Source organism: Salinimonas sediminis, from assembly GCF_003429285.1.
GTDB classification, from domain to species: Bacteria; Pseudomonadota; Gammaproteobacteria; order Enterobacterales; family Alteromonadaceae; genus Alteromonas; species Alteromonas indica.
Genome location: NZ_CP031769.1, coordinates 3,706,581 through 3,727,283, shown reverse-complemented (window position 1 = coordinate 3,727,283; position 20,703 = coordinate 3,706,581). Strand labels below are relative to the sequence as shown.

General features: G+C 46.4%; 18 protein-coding genes. 14 read left to right on the top strand and 4 right to left on the bottom strand.

Annotated features, from left to right (window positions below; genetic code table 11):
• Positions 1–27: 27 nt before the first annotated feature.
• The gene (gene mdh / locus D0Y50_RS16330; RefSeq protein ID WP_108568379.1) at positions 28–966 is read left to right on the top strand and encodes a malate dehydrogenase; all 939 of its coding nucleotides are present in this window, start codon (positions 28–30) and stop codon (positions 964–966) included.
• Positions 967–1,793: 827 nt separating this feature from the next.
• Here the strand turns inward: mdh and D0Y50_RS16320 are convergent.
• The 3 genes from D0Y50_RS16320 to ppc all read right to left on the bottom strand — a co-directional run bounded on the left by D0Y50_RS16320 (position 1,794) and on the right by ppc (position 7,310).
• Positions 1,794–3,776, bottom strand: coding sequence for a hybrid sensor histidine kinase/response regulator (locus D0Y50_RS16320; protein WP_232366290.1), 1,983 nt, complete (start codon positions 3,774–3,776; stop codon positions 1,794–1,796).
• A 2-nt stretch (positions 3,777–3,778) separates the two neighbouring features.
• Positions 3,779–4,447: a phytochrome family protein gene (locus D0Y50_RS19805; protein ID WP_232366289.1), complete on the bottom strand. Its 669-nt coding sequence runs from the start codon at positions 4,445–4,447 to the stop codon at positions 3,779–3,781.
• A gap of 241 nt (positions 4,448–4,688) precedes the next feature.
• Positions 4,689–7,310 (bottom strand): phosphoenolpyruvate carboxylase, encoded by a 2,622-nt coding sequence (gene ppc, locus D0Y50_RS16315; protein ID WP_108568381.1) that lies wholly within the window; start codon positions 7,308–7,310, stop codon positions 4,689–4,691.
• A gap of 233 nt (positions 7,311–7,543) precedes the next feature.
• Between ppc and D0Y50_RS16310 the strand changes: the two genes are divergently transcribed.
• Both D0Y50_RS16310 and fabV read left to right on the top strand, forming a co-directional pair.
• A complete protein-coding gene (locus D0Y50_RS16310) occupies positions 7,544–8,164 on the top strand; it encodes an FKBP-type peptidyl-prolyl cis-trans isomerase (protein ID WP_108568382.1) in 621 nt (206 codons plus the stop codon).
• 151 nt (positions 8,165–8,315) lie between these two features.
• Positions 8,316–9,494, top strand: coding sequence for an enoyl-ACP reductase FabV (gene fabV, locus D0Y50_RS16305; RefSeq protein WP_117318006.1), 1,179 nt, complete (start codon positions 8,316–8,318; stop codon positions 9,492–9,494).
• A 229-nt stretch (positions 9,495–9,723) separates the two neighbouring features.
• Here the strand turns inward: fabV and D0Y50_RS19605 are convergent, their stop codons facing one another.
• Positions 9,724–9,900 (bottom strand): hypothetical protein, encoded by a 177-nt coding sequence (locus D0Y50_RS19605; RefSeq protein ID WP_170145536.1) that lies wholly within the window; start codon positions 9,898–9,900, stop codon positions 9,724–9,726.
• 37 nt (positions 9,901–9,937) lie between these two features.
• Between D0Y50_RS19605 and D0Y50_RS16300 the strand changes: the two genes are divergently transcribed.
• The 11 genes from D0Y50_RS16300 to dinB all read left to right on the top strand — a co-directional run bounded on the left by D0Y50_RS16300 (position 9,938) and on the right by dinB (position 20,701).
• A complete protein-coding gene (locus D0Y50_RS16300; protein ID WP_117318005.1) occupies positions 9,938–11,278 on the top strand; it encodes a Na(+)-translocating NADH-quinone reductase subunit A in 1,341 nt (446 codons plus the stop codon).
• A 3-nt stretch (positions 11,279–11,281) separates the two neighbouring features.
• Entirely contained in the window at positions 11,282–12,487 is a 1,206-nt protein-coding gene (locus D0Y50_RS16295) for an NADH:ubiquinone reductase (Na(+)-transporting) subunit B (RefSeq protein WP_117318004.1), read from the top strand.
• Positions 12,477–13,241 carry a Na(+)-translocating NADH-quinone reductase subunit C gene (locus D0Y50_RS16290; RefSeq protein ID WP_117318003.1) on the top strand — a complete coding sequence of 255 codons (765 nt, stop codon included), beginning with the start codon at positions 12,477–12,479 and terminating at the stop codon, positions 13,239–13,241. The genes D0Y50_RS16295 and D0Y50_RS16290 overlap by 11 nt, the downstream gene beginning before the upstream one ends.
• Before the next feature lie 11 nt (positions 13,242–13,252).
• Positions 13,253–13,885 carry an NADH:ubiquinone reductase (Na(+)-transporting) subunit D gene (locus tag D0Y50_RS16285; protein WP_108568387.1) on the top strand — a complete coding sequence of 211 codons (633 nt, stop codon included), beginning with the start codon at positions 13,253–13,255 and terminating at the stop codon, positions 13,883–13,885.
• Positions 13,886–13,888: 3 nt separating this feature from the next.
• Complete coding sequence (gene nqrE / locus D0Y50_RS16280; protein ID WP_108568388.1) at positions 13,889–14,497, top strand: NADH:ubiquinone reductase (Na(+)-transporting) subunit E; 609 nt, start codon at positions 13,889–13,891, stop codon at positions 14,495–14,497.
• A 20-nt stretch (positions 14,498–14,517) separates the two neighbouring features.
• Complete coding sequence (gene nqrF, locus D0Y50_RS16275) at positions 14,518–15,747, top strand: NADH:ubiquinone reductase (Na(+)-transporting) subunit F (protein WP_117318002.1); 1,230 nt, start codon at positions 14,518–14,520, stop codon at positions 15,745–15,747.
• A 70-nt stretch (positions 15,748–15,817) separates the two neighbouring features.
• Positions 15,818–16,843 (top strand): FAD:protein FMN transferase, encoded by a 1,026-nt coding sequence (locus D0Y50_RS16270; RefSeq protein ID WP_117318001.1) that lies wholly within the window; start codon positions 15,818–15,820, stop codon positions 16,841–16,843.
• A 12-nt stretch (positions 16,844–16,855) separates the two neighbouring features.
• Entirely contained in the window at positions 16,856–17,089 is a 234-nt protein-coding gene (nqrM, locus tag D0Y50_RS16265; RefSeq protein ID WP_117318000.1) for a (Na+)-NQR maturation NqrM, read from the top strand.
• A gap of 1,272 nt (positions 17,090–18,361) precedes the next feature.
• Complete coding sequence (locus tag D0Y50_RS16260; RefSeq protein ID WP_117317998.1) at positions 18,362–18,865, top strand: GAF domain-containing protein; 504 nt, start codon at positions 18,362–18,364, stop codon at positions 18,863–18,865.
• Positions 18,866–19,300: 435 nt separating this feature from the next.
• Complete coding sequence (locus D0Y50_RS16255; RefSeq protein WP_117317996.1) at positions 19,301–19,477, top strand: DUF6435 family protein; 177 nt, start codon at positions 19,301–19,303, stop codon at positions 19,475–19,477.
• A gap of 147 nt (positions 19,478–19,624) precedes the next feature.
• Complete coding sequence (gene dinB / locus D0Y50_RS16250) at positions 19,625–20,701, top strand: DNA polymerase IV (RefSeq protein WP_117317994.1); 1,077 nt, start codon at positions 19,625–19,627, stop codon at positions 20,699–20,701.
• Positions 20,702–20,703: the final 2 nt, after the last annotated feature.

The window sequence follows — 20,703 nt, the reverse complement described above, 5'->3', positions numbered from 1 at the left end:
ACGTGAAATTTCCATAGGAGAAATGAAATGAAAGTAGCCGTGTTAGGTGCTGCCGGTGGTATTGGTCAGGCGCTGTCGTTGTTGTTAAAAACACAACTGCCAGCGGGTTCAGAATTAGCGCTTTACGATGTGGCACCGGTAGTTCCGGGTGTTGCTGTCGATTTAAGTCATATCCCCACTGCGGTAAAAGTAACCGGTCACGGTAAAGACGATTTGGGCGTAGCGCTGACAGGTGCTGACATTGTATTGATTCCGGCTGGCGTTCCACGTAAGCCAGGTATGGATCGTTCTGACTTGTTCAATATCAATGCCGGTATCGTGAAAACACTGGTTGAAGGTGTTGCAGAACATTGCCCAAGCGCATGTCTTGGTATTATTACCAACCCGGTGAATACTACGGTAGCCATTGCTGCAGAAACTTTAAAAGCAAAAGGCGTATACGATAAAAACAAATTGTTTGGGGTAACTACGCTGGATGTTATCCGCGCAGAAACATTTGTTGCCGAGCTAAAAGATATGGATCCTGCTGATGTGCACGTACCGGTTATCGGCGGCCACTCAGGCACTACTATCTTGCCATTACTGTCCCAGGTTGAAGGCGTAAGCTTTTCTGATGATGAAGTAGCCAGCCTGACTACGCGTATTCAGAACGCAGGTACCGAGGTTGTGGAAGCCAAAGCTGGCGGTGGTTCAGCAACCCTATCGATGGGCCAGGCTGCTGCTCGCTTCTGCTTGTCTTTAGCTGCCGCTATGCAAGGCGAAAATGTGGTGGAATACACCTATGTTCAAATTGACGATGGCGAAGACGCAGACTTCTTTGCTCATCCAGTTCGCCTGGGCGCAAATGGCGTAGAAGAAATTCTGCCTTATGGCGACTTGAGCGATTTTGAGCAAAAAGCGAAAGAAGACATGCTGGAAGGTTTGCGTGGCGACATCAAAATGGGCGTTGATTTCGTTAACGGCTAATTATCGAAGCACGTACAGTTAAATAGAACTGGGCTTCTTTTCGGCCCAGTTCTATTGTTTATTGCAGGTATTAAATGGCGTATTTTAGTGAAGTGTTACGTTGCACAAGCCGGCAATGGGAATGAATCCTCTATCAAAGAAGTACGTTTGAGTGACCTATTTAATTTTATATTTTTATATAAAATTCAGCCTATCGGCATAGTGTTCTGATGTCGTATCATCCAGTTTAATAACCGTTTTTTCCTGACACTCACTCAATAGCAATGATGCCCGGCATTTCTGGGGCCCCGCACTATAAAAAACTTCTATTGGCTGGTCTTATCGCAATTTAATTTTCTCTGTAGCGATGGATCGCGTAAATCGGCCGCAGGCAGCTCCACTTTCCTCTGTAACTTTTTTTCTGTTTTTGGCATGATAGGTTGCCAGGCCTTTGGCTCCCCAGGATATATTCGCACCGACGTCATTCCAGTGGTTTCATAAGCTATAACGACAATTTGCGACGCCATGTGACCCACCCCGCGATACAAACCTTTATGCAAAGTGCTATAGCTCATCAGCGAATAGGTCGCTAGCGGGATTTTCCATAGAATAGAAAACCTACACATGCTGCTGATATGCATCTATCTATCAAAGATTTAACGGTATTGGATAAAGGTACAGGGAGGTTGAGCTTGTGTTCGCCCCCATGTGTTATGCATTAGTAGAGGATAAAAGAAAAATCTGAACTTAGGGGGAGAGCTAATCTTACCGGCTTTTCCACGCGAAGTCTGGTGCAGGCTTTAACCAAGGCCAACCTGCAGAAGAATAGGCCGGCCTTGGGGAATATGTTAATCCATAACCTTTTTAATGATTTCCTTGGACAAGGGCTTAACAAAATGATCATCAAAGCCAGCCTGCTTTGAGCTTTCGATGTATTTATCCGTTCCCCAGCCGCTTTGCGAATAAAACTTAACCATATTGGCCCCAGGCAATGCTTTTAATATCTTGCATAGCTCATAACCATCAATGTCTGGCATGCCGATATCCAAAAAGACGCAATGAGGTTTAAAGTTTTTGAACTCATCGATAGCATCACGCGGAACGCTAATACCGCGGGTTTCAAAACCCATTGTGGTGGCTAAAAGACAATACATATCTACAAGATCTTCGTTATCGTCCACAAACATTATCCGTTTTCCAGATAAGTTGGTATCGGATTCTTCGGTGCTCTCTTGATCACCAAAAGCCAGTTCATAGATTGGTAGTTTAACCGTAAAGGTACTACCTTTTCCCTCGCCTGAGCTGGTTACATCAACACTACCATGGTGTAATGCAACCAATTTGCTTACTAACGTCAAGCCAATGCCCAGACCGCCTTTGGTATGAGTAGAATGTGCTTCAATCTGCGTGAACATATTAAAGACATCTTTCAGACGGTCTTGAGGAATGCCCATACCATTATCACTAATGTGCACTACCACCATTGAGCCTTCTTGTTTAATATTTATATTAATCTGGCCCTGCTCGTTGGTGTATTTAGCAGCATTGTGAATAATATTGGAAAATACCTGGCTTAAGCGGGCTTTGTCGCCGAACACGGTTGCCCCTTCACTCAGGTACTGGACATCCAGCGTATGGTGTTTGGCTTTCACATGCTGATCGACAATTTCCAGCGACTCGGAAATCACATCGTGGATATTCAGCTTCTCAAATTCGAGTTTTACTTTACCCCGGGTGATACGCGACACATCCATCAAATCATTAATCAGTTTTGACATATACTCAGCTTGCCGATTAATGATAGAGGTGACTCGCTTGCGGGTGCCCTCGTCATCTACGGTTTCCAGGATACTGGCGCCGGACATAATAGGTCCAAGAGGGTTACGCAGCTCATGGGCCAGGGTGGCCAGAAATTCATTGCGGTATTGGTCCTGTTTTTCCAGTTCTTTAATACTGATATGCATACGCTCCTGAACTTCCAGGGCGTAGACAAGGAACATACGGTTAAGCCGGTGGGCAGTGTTAATATCGGCCTTCTCGAATTTTTTCGAGTGGCCAGTGATAGTGCGTTCATGGACAGTAAACGAGGTCCGCGGCTCCAGCCGCTTCGCTTTGGGCGAATCTTCGTTAACTTCCTCTTGCGCGCCAACCCACTTTTGCTTCATAGGCCGTTCTTTACGAAACCAGGCGGTAAAGTATTTCTTCTTCTCAAACAACGGAATAATCATGATGCCTGCAATGCCGTATTGTTTGGTTTCGGGCCATTCTTCATACAGGTTATCGCTGACGTAAGGAAAGCCTTCGTTATGGCGGGCGCGGCTAAAAATTGTTTTGGTCAGCTCCACGGGAAGATGCTGGCCCAGGGTGATAGTTTCATATTCTGAATAGTACAGAAAACCATGGGTATCCAGAGCTTCCAGAAAATCGCCCTCGGCATTTTTAATAACTTTACCAATCGGGTTTGAAGGACCGATTCTATTGAGCATGGCATCTACTGCCTGCTCGGTTTTTTCAAATCGTAAACGCGCCAGCTCTTCTTCTTTTGCTTTTAAGTGCCAGCTGAATAACTGACTGAGATTCTCGCACTGCAATCGAACATTTTGAGGGATGTAGCTGGGTTCCCGGTTATGGCAGGTGATAAGTCCATACAGCTCGCCATCAGTGACCAACGAGATAGAAAACGTCGCGCGCTGCCCCTGATTCCTGACGTATTGCAAGTGGATAGGCGAAAATGTACGTAATAAGGAGCGGGTCAAATCCAGTGGCTGCCGGTGGCTTTCCTCGGTAGTAGGAATAAGCTTAGAAGGCGGCAGTTCCGTATCGGGGGTCAATCTTACCCAATTGACTTTATACAGCTCCCGGGCCTGGGGGGGATGTCTTTGGCTGGAAAATGCAGTTCGTTGTAGGACTCCAGGTCATCGCTTTTCGCCTCGGCGATGACCTTGCCAGAAAAGTCTTCCTGAAACTTGTACAGTACCACCCGGTCCATATTCGTCAGATACTTAATGGTAGACACCATTTCCTTAGCCATTTCTTCCAACGTGGTCATTTCTTTGAACCGCGGGGCCACCGTCATCGCGTACAATTTAATGAATTGCTCGGCGCTGTAGGTATCACGAAATTCCGTGGCCGGCTCCAGTTCGACCACGTAGCGTTCGCCGGAGTCGTAGACCACGGCCAGATAATCGCTTTCGGTGTCAGGCTTTAAAACATCAGCTTTCAGATGCAGCTTGATAGGAAGCCGAATCTTATTTTTGGTGACTCGCTCGAAGGTTTCGTTAAGAAAGTTGCGTTCATCCGCTTCGGGAGACAGAAGATCCAGAAAATGTTTGCCAATCAACTGCTCATTAAAGATTTCCTGCGTGTTTTCACTCACGACGGTAATTTTTAAATCTTCATAATCAAATGCAATTAAAAAGCCATAGCCTTGGATACTTTCAGGGATATGAATGGGCTCATCCTCACATTTGTCGAAAGGCATATTTTGCGGATCGTATTGCATAGGCTTCCTGAAAAAAATTTACGGCAGGGCAAGCCAGGCAAAGTAGCATGAGCCGCCCAATAATAGTATTAAACGAAATTTAACCCGAATTGTTCATTTAATCTGAACAATTGCTACGGAGGGGCTAGCCTCAACTGAATGCGAGATGTTTGGTGAGTGATTTATAAAAAAACCGGTCCAAAGACCGGTTTTAATGATGGCAATTGGCAGTAACCACGCCCTAAAACGGTATCACATAGGTTTAACCGGTATTTCTCATCCCGATCGCAATACCTGCAATGGTGACCATCATGGCGCGTTCAAGCTCAGTATTGTGTACCTCATCGCCCGCTTTTCGCACCCGATCCAGTAATTCAATCTGCAAATAATGGAGCGGCTGCAGGTACGAAGCCCGAATATTCATGGACTCTTTGCCCTGCGGGTCTTTATGCATAATATCCGGTTGGCCGGTTAGTTTAAGCAGTGATTGAATACTTTCATCAAGCTCTTCGCGTAATGCTTTACCAAAATGCTTCAACTCGGCAGGTACCAGACGCTCATCATACGCTTCGCTGATGCGCGGATCGGCTTTGTGGAAAACCATATCCAACATTGATAAGCGTGAACGGTAAAATGGCCAGTCGGCGAACATCTCTGCTACCACTTTTTCATCTGACTGTGCTTTAACCTCATCAATAGCCCGCATTACGCCTAACCAGGAGGGCAACACCAAACGCGTTTGAGCCCAGGCGAAAATCCAGGGGATAGCGCGCAAGCTTTCGATGCCCCCTTGCGGTTTACGTTTTGACGGACGGCTGCCCAATGGCAGTTTACCTAATTCCTGTTCTGGTGTGGCCACTCTGAAATAGGGAACAAAGTCTTCATCGTGACGTACTGTCTGACGATAATTGTCACGGCCTTTTGCAGCCATATTGCCAATCAACTCGCGCCATTCAGGCTTTGGCTCCGGTGGTGGGAACAAAACAGCTTCAATTATAGCACTGGCATAAATTCCCAGGCTGCGTTTGGCCAGTTTCGGCATGCCAAACTTATAGCGAATAGTTTCACCCTGTTCAGTTACCCGGAAGCCTCCTTCCAGTGACCCTGGCGGCTGTGAATAAATGGCTGCATGGGCTGGCAAGCCACCGCGGCCAATTGTGCCACCACGGCCATGGAACAAGGTCAGGGTAATTCCGAATTCTTCAGCTAATTTGACCAGGGCTTCCTGTGATTCATACTGCGCCCAGCCTGCCGCCAATGCGCCGGCATCTTTCGCTGAATCAGAATAGCCAATCATGACAAACTGACGGCCCTTCACATAACCACGGTACCAGTCCACCGACAACAGATTGCGCATAACATCTGGTGAATTGTTAAGATCATCCAGGGTTTCAAACAAAGGGGCTACCGGCATCGGCCAGTCTACACCGGCTTCTTGTAACAGCAGTTGAACCGCCATTACATCGGATGGCTGGCTGGCCATCGAGATAATATAAATGCCGAAACCTTCGCGATTATGCTTGGCAATAACTCTACACGTATCCAGAACCTCTTTAACATCGTCAGAGGCGCCCCATTGGGCAGGAAACAACGGCCGTTTTGACGACAGTTCCCGTAGCAGGAACGCCTGCTTGTCGGCTTCGTTCCACTGCGCATAATCACCTAGACCAAGATAACGGGTAATTTCGCCCAATACATCAGCATGGCGTTCAGAGTCCTGACGAATATCCAGGCGCAATAAATGCACCCCAAAACAACGTACCCGGCGAATAGTATCCAGTAACAAACCATCAGCAGTGACTTTCATGCCACATTCGCACAGTGATTCGTAACACATCAGCAGCGGTTCTAGCAGTTCGTCGTTTTCAGCAATCCAGCGGCTTTGGTCTACATTTTTACCTACCAGATAATCTGCAATACCATCGCGGGTAATATGTAAGCGGCGCACCAGCGGGCGTAGCAGCGCACGGTAAGGTTCATTCGCTTCGCCCACACGTTCGCGCAGTGCTTCACTGCAATCGAACATCGACAGCTCAACCTGTAACCGGTCGAAGTCTGCAGCAAACAGCTTCGCCGCGCGTTTTCTGGCTAAATACAATACCTGCTCGGTAAGCTTCGCTGTGACAAACGGGTTGCCATCACGGTCGCCACCCATCCATGAACTGAACTGTACCGGTTCGGCATCCAACGGCAAACTGATGTTGTAGTCTTTTTGCAACCGTTCATCCAGCTCGCGAAGAAATTCAGGAACAGCTTCCCATAGCGAATTTTCAATGACCGAAAAACCCCAGCGAGCTTCATCCACTGGTGTAGGACGTTCGGAACGAATTTCTTCGGTATGCCAGGCCTGGCTAATCAAATCAGCAATCCGCGTTTCGATACGGCTGCGTTCAGCATCACTCAGTGTTTCCTGATGTACCGATTGCAGACAATCTGCCAGTTCTTTATGTTTGTGTATCAGGGTGCGGCGGGTAACTTCAGTAGGGTGGGCGGTCAGCACTAAATCAATATTGAGTTTGCTAACGGCCTTAGCCACATTATCAGCGGTGAGTTCCGCTTTATCTAAATGATTAAACAGGGTGTCGATAGAGGCATCGACATTCATTGCACTGTTATATTCCTGTTCAGCGATATTGCCCAAATTCAGAAATTGGGCGAAGGCACGACCGACAGTTAACAGGTCAGAATCAGATAACGATGTGAAAGTTTGTTTCAGATTTTCGCTACAATCGGTATCACCCTGATAAGACGCTCGGCCATCTTTACGAATTTGTTCAATCCGCTCCAGCCATTCGTCGCCCAGTTGCGCTTTGATCGTTTCCCCAAGGACTTTTCCCAGGTATCTAACAGTATCTTTTAGTTCTGCATCATAGTGTGATTGCATTGGCATCCTCCTGCTTGCATGCCGATCACCATACTGTCTGGTGATTCTGTTGTCTAACGTCTTTAAGTTATAAATTACACCTTTTCCAGCGTATTAAAAACCTTAATGTGCTGTGTAGAGCATGTAAATAAAGGGTATGTTACACTGCCAGGTGCGATATAAATTCGATTTGAAGGTATACGCCGAAAGGTCGAATTTTGAACAAAAAATGTAATTAACTTTCAGGAGATACTGTGTCCGATAAATATACTACAGTCGAAACTCAGGCCAGCTATGGGGTTGGTTTTCAAATGGGTGAGCAGCTTAAATCCAATCCGTTTGACGGCTTAGACATCAATGCTGTGTTAGAGGGACTGAGCGATGCGTTCACCGGTGATACCGCCAAAGTAGACACCAATACGCTACGTAATGCGTTTGGTGAAATTCATCAACGGATGCAGGCCGTAAAAGCGGAAGAAAGCAAAGCCCAAATTGAGGAAGGCGAAGCCTTTCTTAAACAAAACGCCGAGCGCAGCGAAGTGAAAATTACCGATTCAGGCTTACAATATGAAGTGCTGGAAACCGGTGACGGTGAAAAGCCCGCTGCAGATAGCACTGTGCGCGTGCATTACCACGGCACCTTTATCGACGGTAAAGTATTTGATAGTTCGTATGACCGCGGACAACCTGCAGAATTTCCGGTTAATGGCGTCATAAAAGGCTGGACCGAAGCATTGCAGATGATGCCTGCCGGTTCAAAGTGGAAGGTGTATGTACCTAGCGAACTTGCTTATGGCGAGCAAGGTGCAGGCGGCGCCATCCCACCATTTACTACCCTGGTTTTCGATGTTGAGTTGCTCGACATTTTAGCGTAAACCGCACCCGCGGCCTGGCATTATCACCAGGCCGTTTTTGTATGGATGCCTGCGGGTAGGGCAAAAAAATCAATGGCCGGCAAGTGTTCAGAGTTGTTATCAGCAAAAGCATGATTACAATACGGGCACAAATAGCAAAGGATAGACAAAGATGATTATCAAGCCAAAAGTCAGAGGGTTTATATGCACCAACGCGCACCCTGTGGGTTGTGAGGCCTCGGTAGCAGAACAAATCGACTACGTGCGTCAACAAGGCGAGCTCGGTGATGGCCCCAAAAATGTACTTATTATTGGCAGCTCCACCGGTTATGGTCTGGCATCTCGGATAACCGCAGCCTTTGGTTACGGTGCCAATACGCTAGGTGTTTGCTTCGAAAAAGCACCTACTGAGCGCAAAACCGGTACCGCAGGTTGGTATAATACAGCGGCGTTTCATCGCTTCGCTAATGAGCAGGGTTTATACGCAGATACAATTAACGGTGATGCGTTTTCAAATGAACTTAAAGCCGAGACTATCGAGCGCATCAAAGCCCACATGGGGAAAGTCGATCTGGTGATTTATAGTCTGGCTTCGCCGCGCCGTACAGAACCGGGCAGTGGTATTACCTACAAGTCGACGTTAAAGCCGGTAGGGCAAGCTTATACCACCAAGACATATGATACCGATAAAGACAAAGTCCACGATATAACGCTGGAACCAGCCAGCGATGAAGAGATTCGCGATACCATTAAAGTTATGGGTGGGGAAGACTGGGAACTATGGTTAGATGCACTGGCAGACGCTGGGGTACTTGCCCAAGGTTGTAAAACCACCGCTTATACTTACATTGGTAAAGCACTAACCTGGCCTATCTACGGCCAGGCTACCATTGGTAAAGCTAAAGAAGATCTGGACCGCGCCGCAGCGGCTATTATTGGTAAGCATGCTGACTTACTGGTAGAAGCCCATGTATCTTCTCTTAAAGCATTAGTTACCCAAGCCAGTTCAGCCATTCCCGTGATGCCTTTGTATATTTCACTGATTTATAAAGTAATGAAAGAAGAGGGCACTCATGAAGGCTGTATCGAACAAATCAAAGGTTTGTTCAGCCAGTGTCTTTATGGTACTACGCCGACCTTGGACGAAGCGAACCGCTTCCGTATGGATGGCAAAGAAACCAATGATGAGACCCAGGCTAAAATTAAAGCCCTATGGGATCAAGTGACGCAGGAAAATTTCCATCAGCTGAGCGATTACTCAGGATATCATCATGAATTTTTGAAACTGTTTGGTTTTGATATTGATGGCGTTGATTACGATGCCGATGTTGACCCTCAGGTCAGTTGGTAAAGCAATAGATTAAAAAGCCGTCATAGATGACGGCTTTTTTTTCGTTTTGCTAACAGTGTTGTATAATCCATAAGCGAGATGTTTTGTAGGTTTGCCAACAAATTTTCTGGTTTATCCATTATTTGCATAGCGAAAAGCGGGTAGATAATGTTAAAATCCCGAAATTAGGCGGGGGTCATTCTACCCACGCATCACGACTTCGGCCTTGAAAAGCACCCGATAATAATGCTTACCAAGTTCGGCTGAACGTCGGCTCTACAGGTAAAACATCAACAGCACTAGCTTGGTTGCGGGCGTCATTACGCTTGCCGCCAAAGCTTGCAATATGTTGCGTCATACGGGCGTAGTAAAGCGAGATAACAAAGAGTTTTTTTGCATGCTGGCGGACACATTTTTGTGCAGTCATGCAAAAGGGTTCTTCTATTAGAGTAGTGCGATTACATATGATAAAAATCAAGAAAGGTCTCGACCTCCCTATCAAGGGGGCGCCAGAGCAGCAAATTTCTGAAGGAAATGCTGTGACGCGCGTTGCCGTTCTGGGAGAAGAATATGTGGGTATGCGTCCTACCATGCACGTCCAGGTTGGTGACAAAGTGAAAAAAGGCCAGATTCTTTTTGAAGATAAAAAGAATCCTGGCGTTAAATTCACTGCGCCAGCTTCCGGCGAAGTGGTAGAGGTTAACCGTGGCGCCAAACGTGTTCTTCAGTCTGTAGTAGTGAAAATCGAAGGTAACGAGAGTGTTGCGTTTGAAAAAATTGCAGCAGATCAGATTACCAGTGCGTCAAGAGAAACAATTGAACAGCAACTGGTAGATTCTGGGCTATGGACTGCGCTGCGCACACGTCCATTTAGCAAGGCGCCGGCACTGGGTTCAACCCCGCATTCAATCTTTGTCACCGCCATGGATACAAATCCACTGGCGGCTGATCCCACACTTATTATCAAAGAGCGTCAAGATGACTTCGTTAGTGGTCTTAACGCGCTGACCGTACTAAGTGGCGGCAAGGTATTTGTGTGTAAAGCAGCGGGTTCTGACGTGGCCACGGGTAATGCCAACGTTGAGGTGGCTGAATTCGGTGGTCCACATCCGGCAGGTTTACCAGGCACCCATATTCATTATTTGGATGCGGTCAGTAACGCAAAAACCGTTTGGCATCTTAATTATCAGGATGTGATGGCGATTGGCGCATTATTAACTACCGGTGAATTGGACAACCGACGCGTGGTTGCTTTAGGCGGACCCGCAGCGAAACAGCCACGTCTGGTCCGTACCTTACTAGGTGCTGATATTGAAGAGCTAACGGCTAACGAAATTGATGGCGGCGAAGTTCGGGTTATTTCCGGTTCGGTGCTCAATGGTATTACTGCTCAGGGTGTGCATGGCTTCCTGGGTCGTTTCCATACACAAATATCGATTATCAAAGAAGGCCGCGAGAAGAAATTCCTTGGCTGGATTACGCCAGGCTCTGATAAGCACTCTGTAACACGTGCTTACTTGGGCCATTTAGGCGGTAATAAAAAGTTCGATATGACCACTACCACAAATGGCTCCGAACGCTCAATGGTGCCAATTGGTAATTATGAACGTGTTATGCCTCTGGACATCATTCCTACGCTATTGCTTAGGGACCTGATTTCAGGTGATACAGACAGTGCTCAGCAGTTGGGTTGTTTGGAACTGGACGAAGAAGATTTGGCTTTGTGTACCTATGTGTGCCCAGGCAAATACAATTACGGTCCAATTCTGCGCAGCGTATTGGCCACGATTGAGAAAGAGGGTTAAGTCATGGGTTTAAAAGCGTATCTGGAAAAAATTGAACCTAATTTTGAACCAGGTGGCAAACACGAAAAATGGTATGCGTTGTATGAAGCCGCTGCGACCATTTTTTATACACCAGGTAAAGTGAATAAAGCTAGCACACACGTACGTGACAGTATCGATCTGAAGCGTATTATGATTTTAGTGTGGGCGGCCACCTTTCCAGCCATGTTTTACGGTATGTATAACATCGGTTTTCAGGCTAACGAAGCGATTGCAGCGGGCGCTGGTACATTACCAGACTCATGGCAAGCGGTACTGTTTTCTGCATTAGGCGGAGAACTAGGCCCTGATTCAGGCTGGGGCGCCATGATGTTTTACGGCGCGTGTTTCTGGCTACCTATTTATGCCACTACATTTATTGTAGGTGGTTTTTGGGAAGTGCTGTTTGCCTCTGTGCGTAAGCACGAAGTTAACGAAGGTTTCTTTGTAACGTCAGTTCTGTTTGCCTTAACGCTACCGGCAACCATACCATTGTGGCAGGTAGCCCTGGGTATTACCTTTGGTGTTGTTATTGCCAAAGAAGTGTTTGGTGGTACCGGGCGTAATTTCCTTAACCCTGCACTGTCAGGTCGGGCATTCTTATACTTTGCTTATCCAGCGCAAATTTCTGGTGACCAGGTATGGGTTGCAGCAGATGGTTATTCAGGTGCAACCTGGTTAAGCAAGGCCGCAGCGGGCGAGATGGACTACTCTGACATGGAGTTATGGTGGAATTCGTTCTTCGGCGCAATTCCTGGTTCCGCGGGTGAAGTCTCTACGCTGGCTATTCTTATTGGTGGCCTGTTCATCATGTACATGCGTATTGCAAGCTGGCGCATAGTCTCTGGTGTGGTAATTGGTACCGCTTTCTTTGCCACGCTGCTTAATATGGTGGGTAGCGATACCAACGCGATGTTTGCGATGCCGGCGCATTGGCACTTTGTTATCGGTGGCTTGGCCTTTGGTATGTTCTTTATGGCAACCGACCCGGTATCAGCCTCTTTCACCAATACAGGAAAGTGGTGGTACGGTATTTTTATCGGTTTCATGACAGTTTTGATTCGTGTGCTCAACCCCGCCTTTCCTGAAGGTGTAATGTTAGCGATTTTGTTTGCTAACTTGTGGGCACCCTTGTTCGACTATTTTGTCGCTCAGAGTAATATCAAGCGGAGGGTTGCTCGTGTCAGCTAAGAAAGACTCTTTTGGTAAAACAGTCGGTGTTGTTGTTGCTGTCTGTTTAGTATGTTCTATTGTGGTTTCAGGCGCAGCGGTAGGTTTGCGTCAAATTCAGCAGGCTAATAAAGAGCTGGATAAGCAAACCAACATTCTAACTGCTGCCGGCCTTTATGAAATGGGCATGAGCAGTGACACGATTCGCGATACTTATGAAAATAAAGTAGAGCGTCGCTATGTTGATTTGGATACCGGTGAGTTCACTGAACAACCGGCGCCGGATTATGATATGTACAAAGCGGCTAAACAATCTGAAATGAGCAAGCGTGTGGTGAACAGCAACGTTGGTTTCCAGCGTCGGGCTAATGTAGCCAGCGTTTGGCTGGTAAAAGACGATAACGACGCAGTAACACGCGTTATCATGCCAGTTCATGGTAGCGGGTTGTGGGATTTAATGTTTGGCTTTTTGGCTGTTGATGCCGACGGCGAAACAGTACGTGAACTTATCTATTACCAGCAAGCTGAAACACCAGGACTAGGTGGTGAAGTACAAAATCCTAGCTGGCAGGCGAAGTGGGATGGTAAAAAGCTATACAAAAATGGCGATGTTGCTATTGATGTAACAAAAGGCGCCAATCCGGATGACCCATACGAAGTAGATGCACTTTCAGGTGCGACACTGACGAGTAACGGTGTACAGAACACCATTCGCTACTGGGCCGGTGAGCAAGGCTTTGGCCCATTCCTGAAGAATCAGGCCTGGCGTTCATAAGGGGTATTATCGTGGCAGACACTAAAGAAATGAAAAAGGTCCTGTTTGGGCCGATTATGGACAACAACCCAATTGCCCTGCAGGTATTGGGGATTTGTTCAGCCTTAGCAATTACAACTAAGTTAGAGACCGCCCTGGTAATGTCAATCGCACTTACCACCGTTGTAGCGTTTTCAAACTTATTCATATCGTTAATTCGTAATCAGATTCCATCAAGCGTACGGATCATCATTCAGATGACTATTATCGCTTCACTGGTAATCGTTGTTGACCAGATCCTTCGTGCTTACACCTACGAGGTATCTAAACAGCTTTCGGTATTCGTAGGCTTGATTATCACTAACTGTATTGTAATGGGCCGTGCTGAAGCCTATGCAATGAAAAGTCCACCGCTACTGAGCTTCCTCGACGGCATCGGTAATGGATTAGGTTATTCATTTATCCTTATCTGTATCGGTACCATTAAAGAGTTGTTTGGATTTGGTACTATTTTAGGCTTTGAGATTTTGCCAGTAGTGCAGAACGGTGGCTGGTATCAGGGTAATGGCTTGTTAATTCTGCCATTTAGCTCTTTCTTCTTAATTGGTGGCATGGTGTGGTTAATCCGAACTATTCGCCCAGAGCAAGTAGAGCCTAAGGAGTAAGACGTGGAACATTATATTTCCCTATTTGTTCGCTCTATTTTTATTGAGAACATGGCCCTGTCACTGTTTTTAGGCATGTGTACATTCCTGGCTGTGTCGAAAAAAATTAAAACAGCGATGGGTTTGGGTGCAGCAGTAATTGTTGTATTGGGTATTTCAGTACCGGTTAACCAAATCATTTATGTCAATGTATTGGCCCCTGGAGCGCTAGCCTGGGCTGGTTTTCCTGATGCCGATTTAAGCTTTCTTAACTTTCTGACGTTTATCGGCGTTATTGCCGCACTAGTACAGATACTTGAAATGAGCTTAGATAAGTTTTTCCCTGCGTTGTACAACGCGTTGGGTATCTTCTTGCCTCTGATTACAGTTAACTGCGCCATTTTTGGTGGTGTTGCGTTTGCGGTACAACGTGAATACAACTTTGCCGAAAGTGTCGTTTACGGTGTTGGTTCAGGTGTGGGCTGGGCATTAGCTATTGTGCTGTTGGCTGCCGTCCGTGAGAAGCTCAAATACGCTGATATGCCTAATGGTGTTCGCGGCTTGGGCGCAGTGTTCATGATTGCTGGTCTGATGGCGCTGGGCTTCCAGTCGTTCACTGGTATAGCACTATAACTGGCCTAAGGAGCTTATAGATGAATGTAGAAATTTTCCTGGGCGTTGGCATGTTTATTGTCATCGTACTGGCACTGGTTTTCATCATTATGTTCGCCAAGTCGAAACTTGTGCCTACTGGTGATGTTACCATTACGATTAATGACGATCCTGAAAAAGCAATTAAGACCTCACCCGGCGGCAAGCTGTTAGGTGCGCTAGCAGAAGCAGGTATTTTCGTATCTTCTGCCTGTGGTGGCGGTGGCTCTTGTGGTCAGTGTCGGGTAGATATCAAGTCTGGTGGTGGTGAAATCCTACCTACCGAACTTGACCATATTACGAAGCGTGAAGCCCGTGAAGGTTGCCGTCTTTCTTGCCAAGTCGCCGTTAAGCAAGATATGGATATAGAATTACCGGAAGAAGTGTTTGGTATCAAGAAGTGGGATTGTGAAGTTATTTCTAACGATAACAAAGCCACTTTCATCAAAGAACTGAAACTGAAAATTCCAAATGGTGAAAGCGTGCCATTCCAGGCTGGTGGTTATATACAAATCGAAGCGCCACCTCACCACGTTAAGTATAAAGATTTTGAAGTACCGGAAAAATTCCGCGGTGACTGGGAACGTTTTGGCTTCTTCGATATTGAATCAAAAGTGGATGAAGAAACGATCCGCGCTTATTCAATGGCTAACTATCCCGAAGAAGAAGGGATTATTATGCTGAACGTGCGTATTGCTACGCCGCCGCCTAATAACCTTAGTCTGCCTGCGGGTAAAATGTCATCGTACATCTGGAGCCTGAAAGAGGGCGACAAAGCAACAATTTCCGGTCCGTTTGGAGAGTTCTTCGCGAAAGAAACCGAAGCGGAAATGGTTTTCGTTGGCGGTGGGGCAGGTATGGCGCCGATGCGTTCGCACATATTTGACCAGCTGCGTAGGCTGAAAACAGACCGTAAGATTTCTTTCTGGTATGGCGCTCGTTCACTACGCGAAATGTTCTATGTAGAAGATTTTGACGAACTTGCCGAAGAAAACGAAAACTTTACCTGGCATGTTGCCCTGTCTGATCCTCAGCCAGAAGATAACTGGGAAGGGGACACCGGCTTTATCCACCAGGTGTTGCTGGAGAATTATCTTAAGGATCACCCGGCGCCAGAAGATTGTGAGTTCTACATGTGTGGGCCTCCTATGATGAATGCGGCGGTAATCAACATGCTGAAAGATTTAGGTGTTGAAGACGAAAACATCATGCTTGATGATTTCGGTGGCTAACAGCTGATAGTAACAAAAGAGCAAAGGGGCGATTATTCGCCCCTTTTTTTGATGGTGTGAGGGTACCGTTTTGGTAAAAAACAGCGTAAGGCAAATAGCGTTAGTTATCGCAGTTCTATGGCTAACTGCATGCGGTGGCGAGAAGCTCCCGGTAGTTCATTTGCATGGCGATACAATGGGAACCACGTATAATGTTAAATATGTGGTAAAGGAAGGCGAGCAGCCAGTTGAAAATCTGCAGCAAGAGCTTGATGAGCGATTGTTGAAGATTAACCAGCTAATGTCGACCTATGATCCTGAATCTGAATTGTCCCGCTTTAATCAAAATCGGTTTACTGAGCCTTACCCGGTATCCGCCGAAACTCAAAAGGTAGTAGCCGAGGCATTACGCCTGGGTAAGCTAAGTCAAGGGGTGCTGGATATCACTGTGGGGCCATTGGTCAACCTGTGGGGGTTCGGGCCTAACAAACGGCCGGAAAAAGTACCTAGTGAAGCCCAAATTGCTGAGGTTCGCGACTACGTTGGCTTAGATAAGTTAACGGTTACCGAGGATGGCTTACGTAAATCACATCCGCTGGTATACGTAGATCTGTCGACAATAGCAAAAGGCTATGGGGTGGATGAAGTTGCCGCGATACTGGAAGAGCATGGTATTGAAGATTATCTGGTAGAGATTGGCGGTGAAATGCGGGTTAAAGGGCAGCGCGGTAATGGCGATGCTTGGCTTATAGCAGTAGAAAAGCCGGTAGCAGGGAATCGCTCAGTGCAGAAGATTTTGTCGGTAGGTACTAACGCGGTAGCAACATCAGGTGATTATCGTAACTACTATGAACAAGACGGGGTCAGGTACTCGCATTTAATCGACCCGCGTACCGGCAAGCCAATTCAGCACAATTTGGTAGCTGTTACTGTTGTTACGCCATCATCTATGACCGCAGATGCGTTAGCTACCGCATTGATAGTAATGGGATGGGACGCCGCCATAGCGCTTGCTGAACAGGAAAACCTGGCGGTACTGCTAATCAGACACCAGGATGGCGAGTTTGAAGAATATACATCTGCAGCGTTTAACGACACTGTTGATATTAAAAATTAGTGAGGTGGTAACATGAGTACATTTATTCTTGCCTTTGTTTTCTTTCTGACAATGGTTCTGGCCATGGCCGTAGGCTATATGGTTCAGCGCAAAACGATATCCGGTAGCTGTGGTGGGTTAGGCGCTTTGGGGATAGAAAAGGCCTGTGATTGCCCAGAACCCTGCGACCGTAAAAAAGCACGCGAAGAAAAAGCGATGATGCGTGAGAAGAAATTAGCCGAGTGGAAAGAAAACCAAATATTGTAAGCATTATAGTGAGCAGCTTAGAATAGATTAATAAAGCCGTTCGGCGAATGTCGTAGCGCTTTATCTGGGTGTAATCGCACTCGCATATAACTTCAGTTTATAATCCAACACACAGCGGCTCAGGCCGCTTTGTGTTTATTTCAAGCATATAACTTCAGTTTATAATCCAACACACAGCGGCTCAGGCCGCTTTGTGTTTATTTCAAGCATATTACTTCGCCTACTTTTCTCTCCTTTGATGCTTTACCTGATGTAGCTTGAAAAGGCATAACACCCTTTAGGGCAGGTCCAGGGCGTACCTGAGTCGAATGTATGGCTATTTAGCACACCACGCTGCGATAGAGCCAAGTAAGCCGATTAAGCCAAATGACGCTATGTTGTGCCTAGCTATGTTATTAGCCTTAGTATCTCTCCACATTCCCTATACGTTGCGCTTTCTACATTTTCCCCGGATCGCAGCTGTGGTACTTTGATTGGGACATATTTTTGCACGGAAAACATACATCACTCACGGCGACAGCGTGCTAACTGCAGGCATCTGGGTCAAAGTCAGGTCAAAACCTGTTGTTTTTTGGAGTGCATCGATGAACTAACATTGTGTAGCGAATAGCGCTGGGCCCTGAATATTCTAGCTTCTGCCAATGTGACGGATTGCCAGGTTTATGCTTGATTGAATTAACGCTTTTTGCGCCACTTTAATGACCCCTCATACTGCTATTTACTATTGCGATACACATACCCCGTAGTATCTCGATACACTGCTACGCTAGCTTCAGGGCCTTATAAATTCACGTCTACCATGGTTCTTTTTGGCTGCTCTACCTAGCACCACGTTGTGCGCGAAGTTCGTTTAATTATTAGTATTGTCAAAACTATTTGCTATAAGCACCGCGTTTTATCTTATTGTGCCAAGGTGTGCTATCGTAGTGCAGTATTGGTAAAAACTATCTTTATATTAACTATATAATAAAAAGGGTCGCTTTTGCGCATGCCCACTGTCGCTGGGCGGGTAGCTCAATGCGGCAGGTTTAACCGCTAAACTGCTGGTTATCGAAATACCACACCCTGACCCCTATTTGGAGGGTATCGCCAGATTGCGTATATACCTATTGTTAATTGGGTATTATTTTTACTTTGACCCAGATTAAAACATAGCCTAACTGGCTATTAGTACAGTATTATAGCAGCGACTGGCTTTGGCCGGTTTAGGGACAATATTAGTCAGCTTACCATTTACAGTGACTCACGTTTTTTATTGTAGGAATAGCCACTATGGCGAATATACCTGAACTTCCCCATGAAGCAGCCCGGTTACAAGCCTTGCTTGATTTAAACATTCTGGATACCCCACCAGAAGAGCGGTTTGATGCGATTACCCGCAAAGCACAAGCCGAATTTAAGTGTAAAACCGTGCTTATCAGCCTGATTGCTGAAGATCGGCAATGGTTTAAATCGCGCCAAGGTCTGGATAAGCGGGAAACGCCCAGGAATATCTCTTTTTGCACCTACGCGATTGCAGAAGAGGAATATTTGATTGTGCCTGACACCCACCAAGATTTTCGCTTCAAAAATAATAAGCTGGTTAAAGGCGAGCCATTCATTCGTTCTTATGCAGGGGTCATTTTGTATTCTACCGAAGGATATGAGATGGGGACATTCTGCCTGTTGCACGACAAAGTAAAACATTACGATGAACAGGATATCCAGCGCATAAAACATTACGCCAAAATTGTGGAGCAGGAACTGGTGTTGTCTGAGGAGTTTGGACGGCAGTAGCTGTAACATTTGCTGCACCATCGTTGTACTTTAATAGCCACGATGGTGTCTGCGATTTGATTTGTTAACCGTAACTTTCTATATGCCAGCAGCGGTTTGGGCCTGCAATAATTCCTTTACCATTCCAAGACAACGCAAGAAAACATCAAGCAAGCTTTCATTTATACAATAGTTGCCAGTAACTTGAGTCCTCATATACAGCTTTCCTAATAAGCGCCGCAGAATGATAACATCCGGCTCCGGATACTTGTGCAGTTTGCTCAAGGTTAGCTATGTGCACCTACTAGCTTACTGAAGCTCGCCATTGCCTTGGATAGGGGCGTCTAATTTACTACCGGTCTTGTAGCGGCGTTATCAATATGACAGCAATTTCACTGTTATTTTGCCCAAGCCGGCCGCACACTGTTGGTTGAGATAATAGCCAGGAGATACGCTATGTTTACACTTTTTCGGCGTGACCCGATAAAAAAGCAACGTAAACGTTATGATGCGTTATTAGAGCAAGCCATGTACGCGCAGCGTAATGGTGATATTAAAACCTATTCAAATCTAACGGCTGAGGCTGAAGCGCTATGGGCAGAGATTGAAACTTTGTCGAAGGCGCCGCGATAGCAATCGGCTGATGATGCCATCAACAAAATCTTCAGTTGGAGAGTCATAGCGCTATAACGGTTAAATTTAATGCTGGCACCACTATAATTTAACGAATGAAACGCGGTACACTACGCCTGTTTATGTATACAGGTACTTTCTTTTCCCATGCGTAAAATTATTCATGTAGACATGGATTGTTTCTACGCCGCCGTAGAGATGCGCGATAATCCGTCATTACAGCACGTACCGCTGGCTATCGGCGGTAGCTCAGACCAACGCGGAGTCATCTCGACCTGCAATTACCCAGCCCGCCAATACGGGGTGCGCTCGGCCATGGCGACAGCCTATGCAATGCGTTTGTGCCCGGATTTAGTCATGGTCAGGGGGCGAATGGATGTCTACGTCAAAGAATCGTTGCGTATACGCGCGATTTTTGCAGATTACACCGATATTATTGAGCCTTTGTCATTAGATGAAGCATTTTTGGATGTGTCTGGTTCTGCACACTGTGGCGGGAGTGCCACGCTTATTGCTGAAGAAATTCGCCAGCGTATTAAACAAGAGCTTGGTTTGACTGCCTCAGCCGGCGTAGCGTCGTGTAAGTTTGTGGCAAAAGTTGCCAGTGATGAGAATAAGCCAGATGGCATATGTGTAATTACCCCGGATAAGCTGGATGCTTTTGTACGTAATATGGCATTAGAGAAAATCCCCGGGGTGGGCAAAGTCACTATGCAAAAGTTGCAGCGTATGGGGCTGGCCACTTGCGCCGATATCCGCAAGTATCCCTTCGAACGTTTGCAAAAAGAATTAGGTAAATTTGGTTCAGTGTTATGGGACCGGGCGCACGGTATTGATGAACGTGAAGTCAATGTCACTCGAGAGCGCAAATCGATTGGTGTAGAGCGCACCCTCAATGAAGATATCCATACACTTGAAGCCTGTCGGGCATTTATGCCCACCTTGTTAGAGAAACTTCATGAGCGCATTGCTGCCCACGAAAATAAACACACAAAAGGGAAGGCGGTACGGATTCGTACCCAGGGGATAAAATTAAAATTCAGTGATTTTCAGCTGACTACGGTAGAGCATCGGCATCATCAGCTCGACCCTGAGTATTTCGAAACTTTATTATTAGAGGCCTTTGCCCGAGGAAATGGCCGAGGTATTCGGTTGTTGGGCCTGCATATTGGCTTAGCAGATGCCGCGCCGGTTGAACAATTAACGTTACCATTGGAACAATAAAT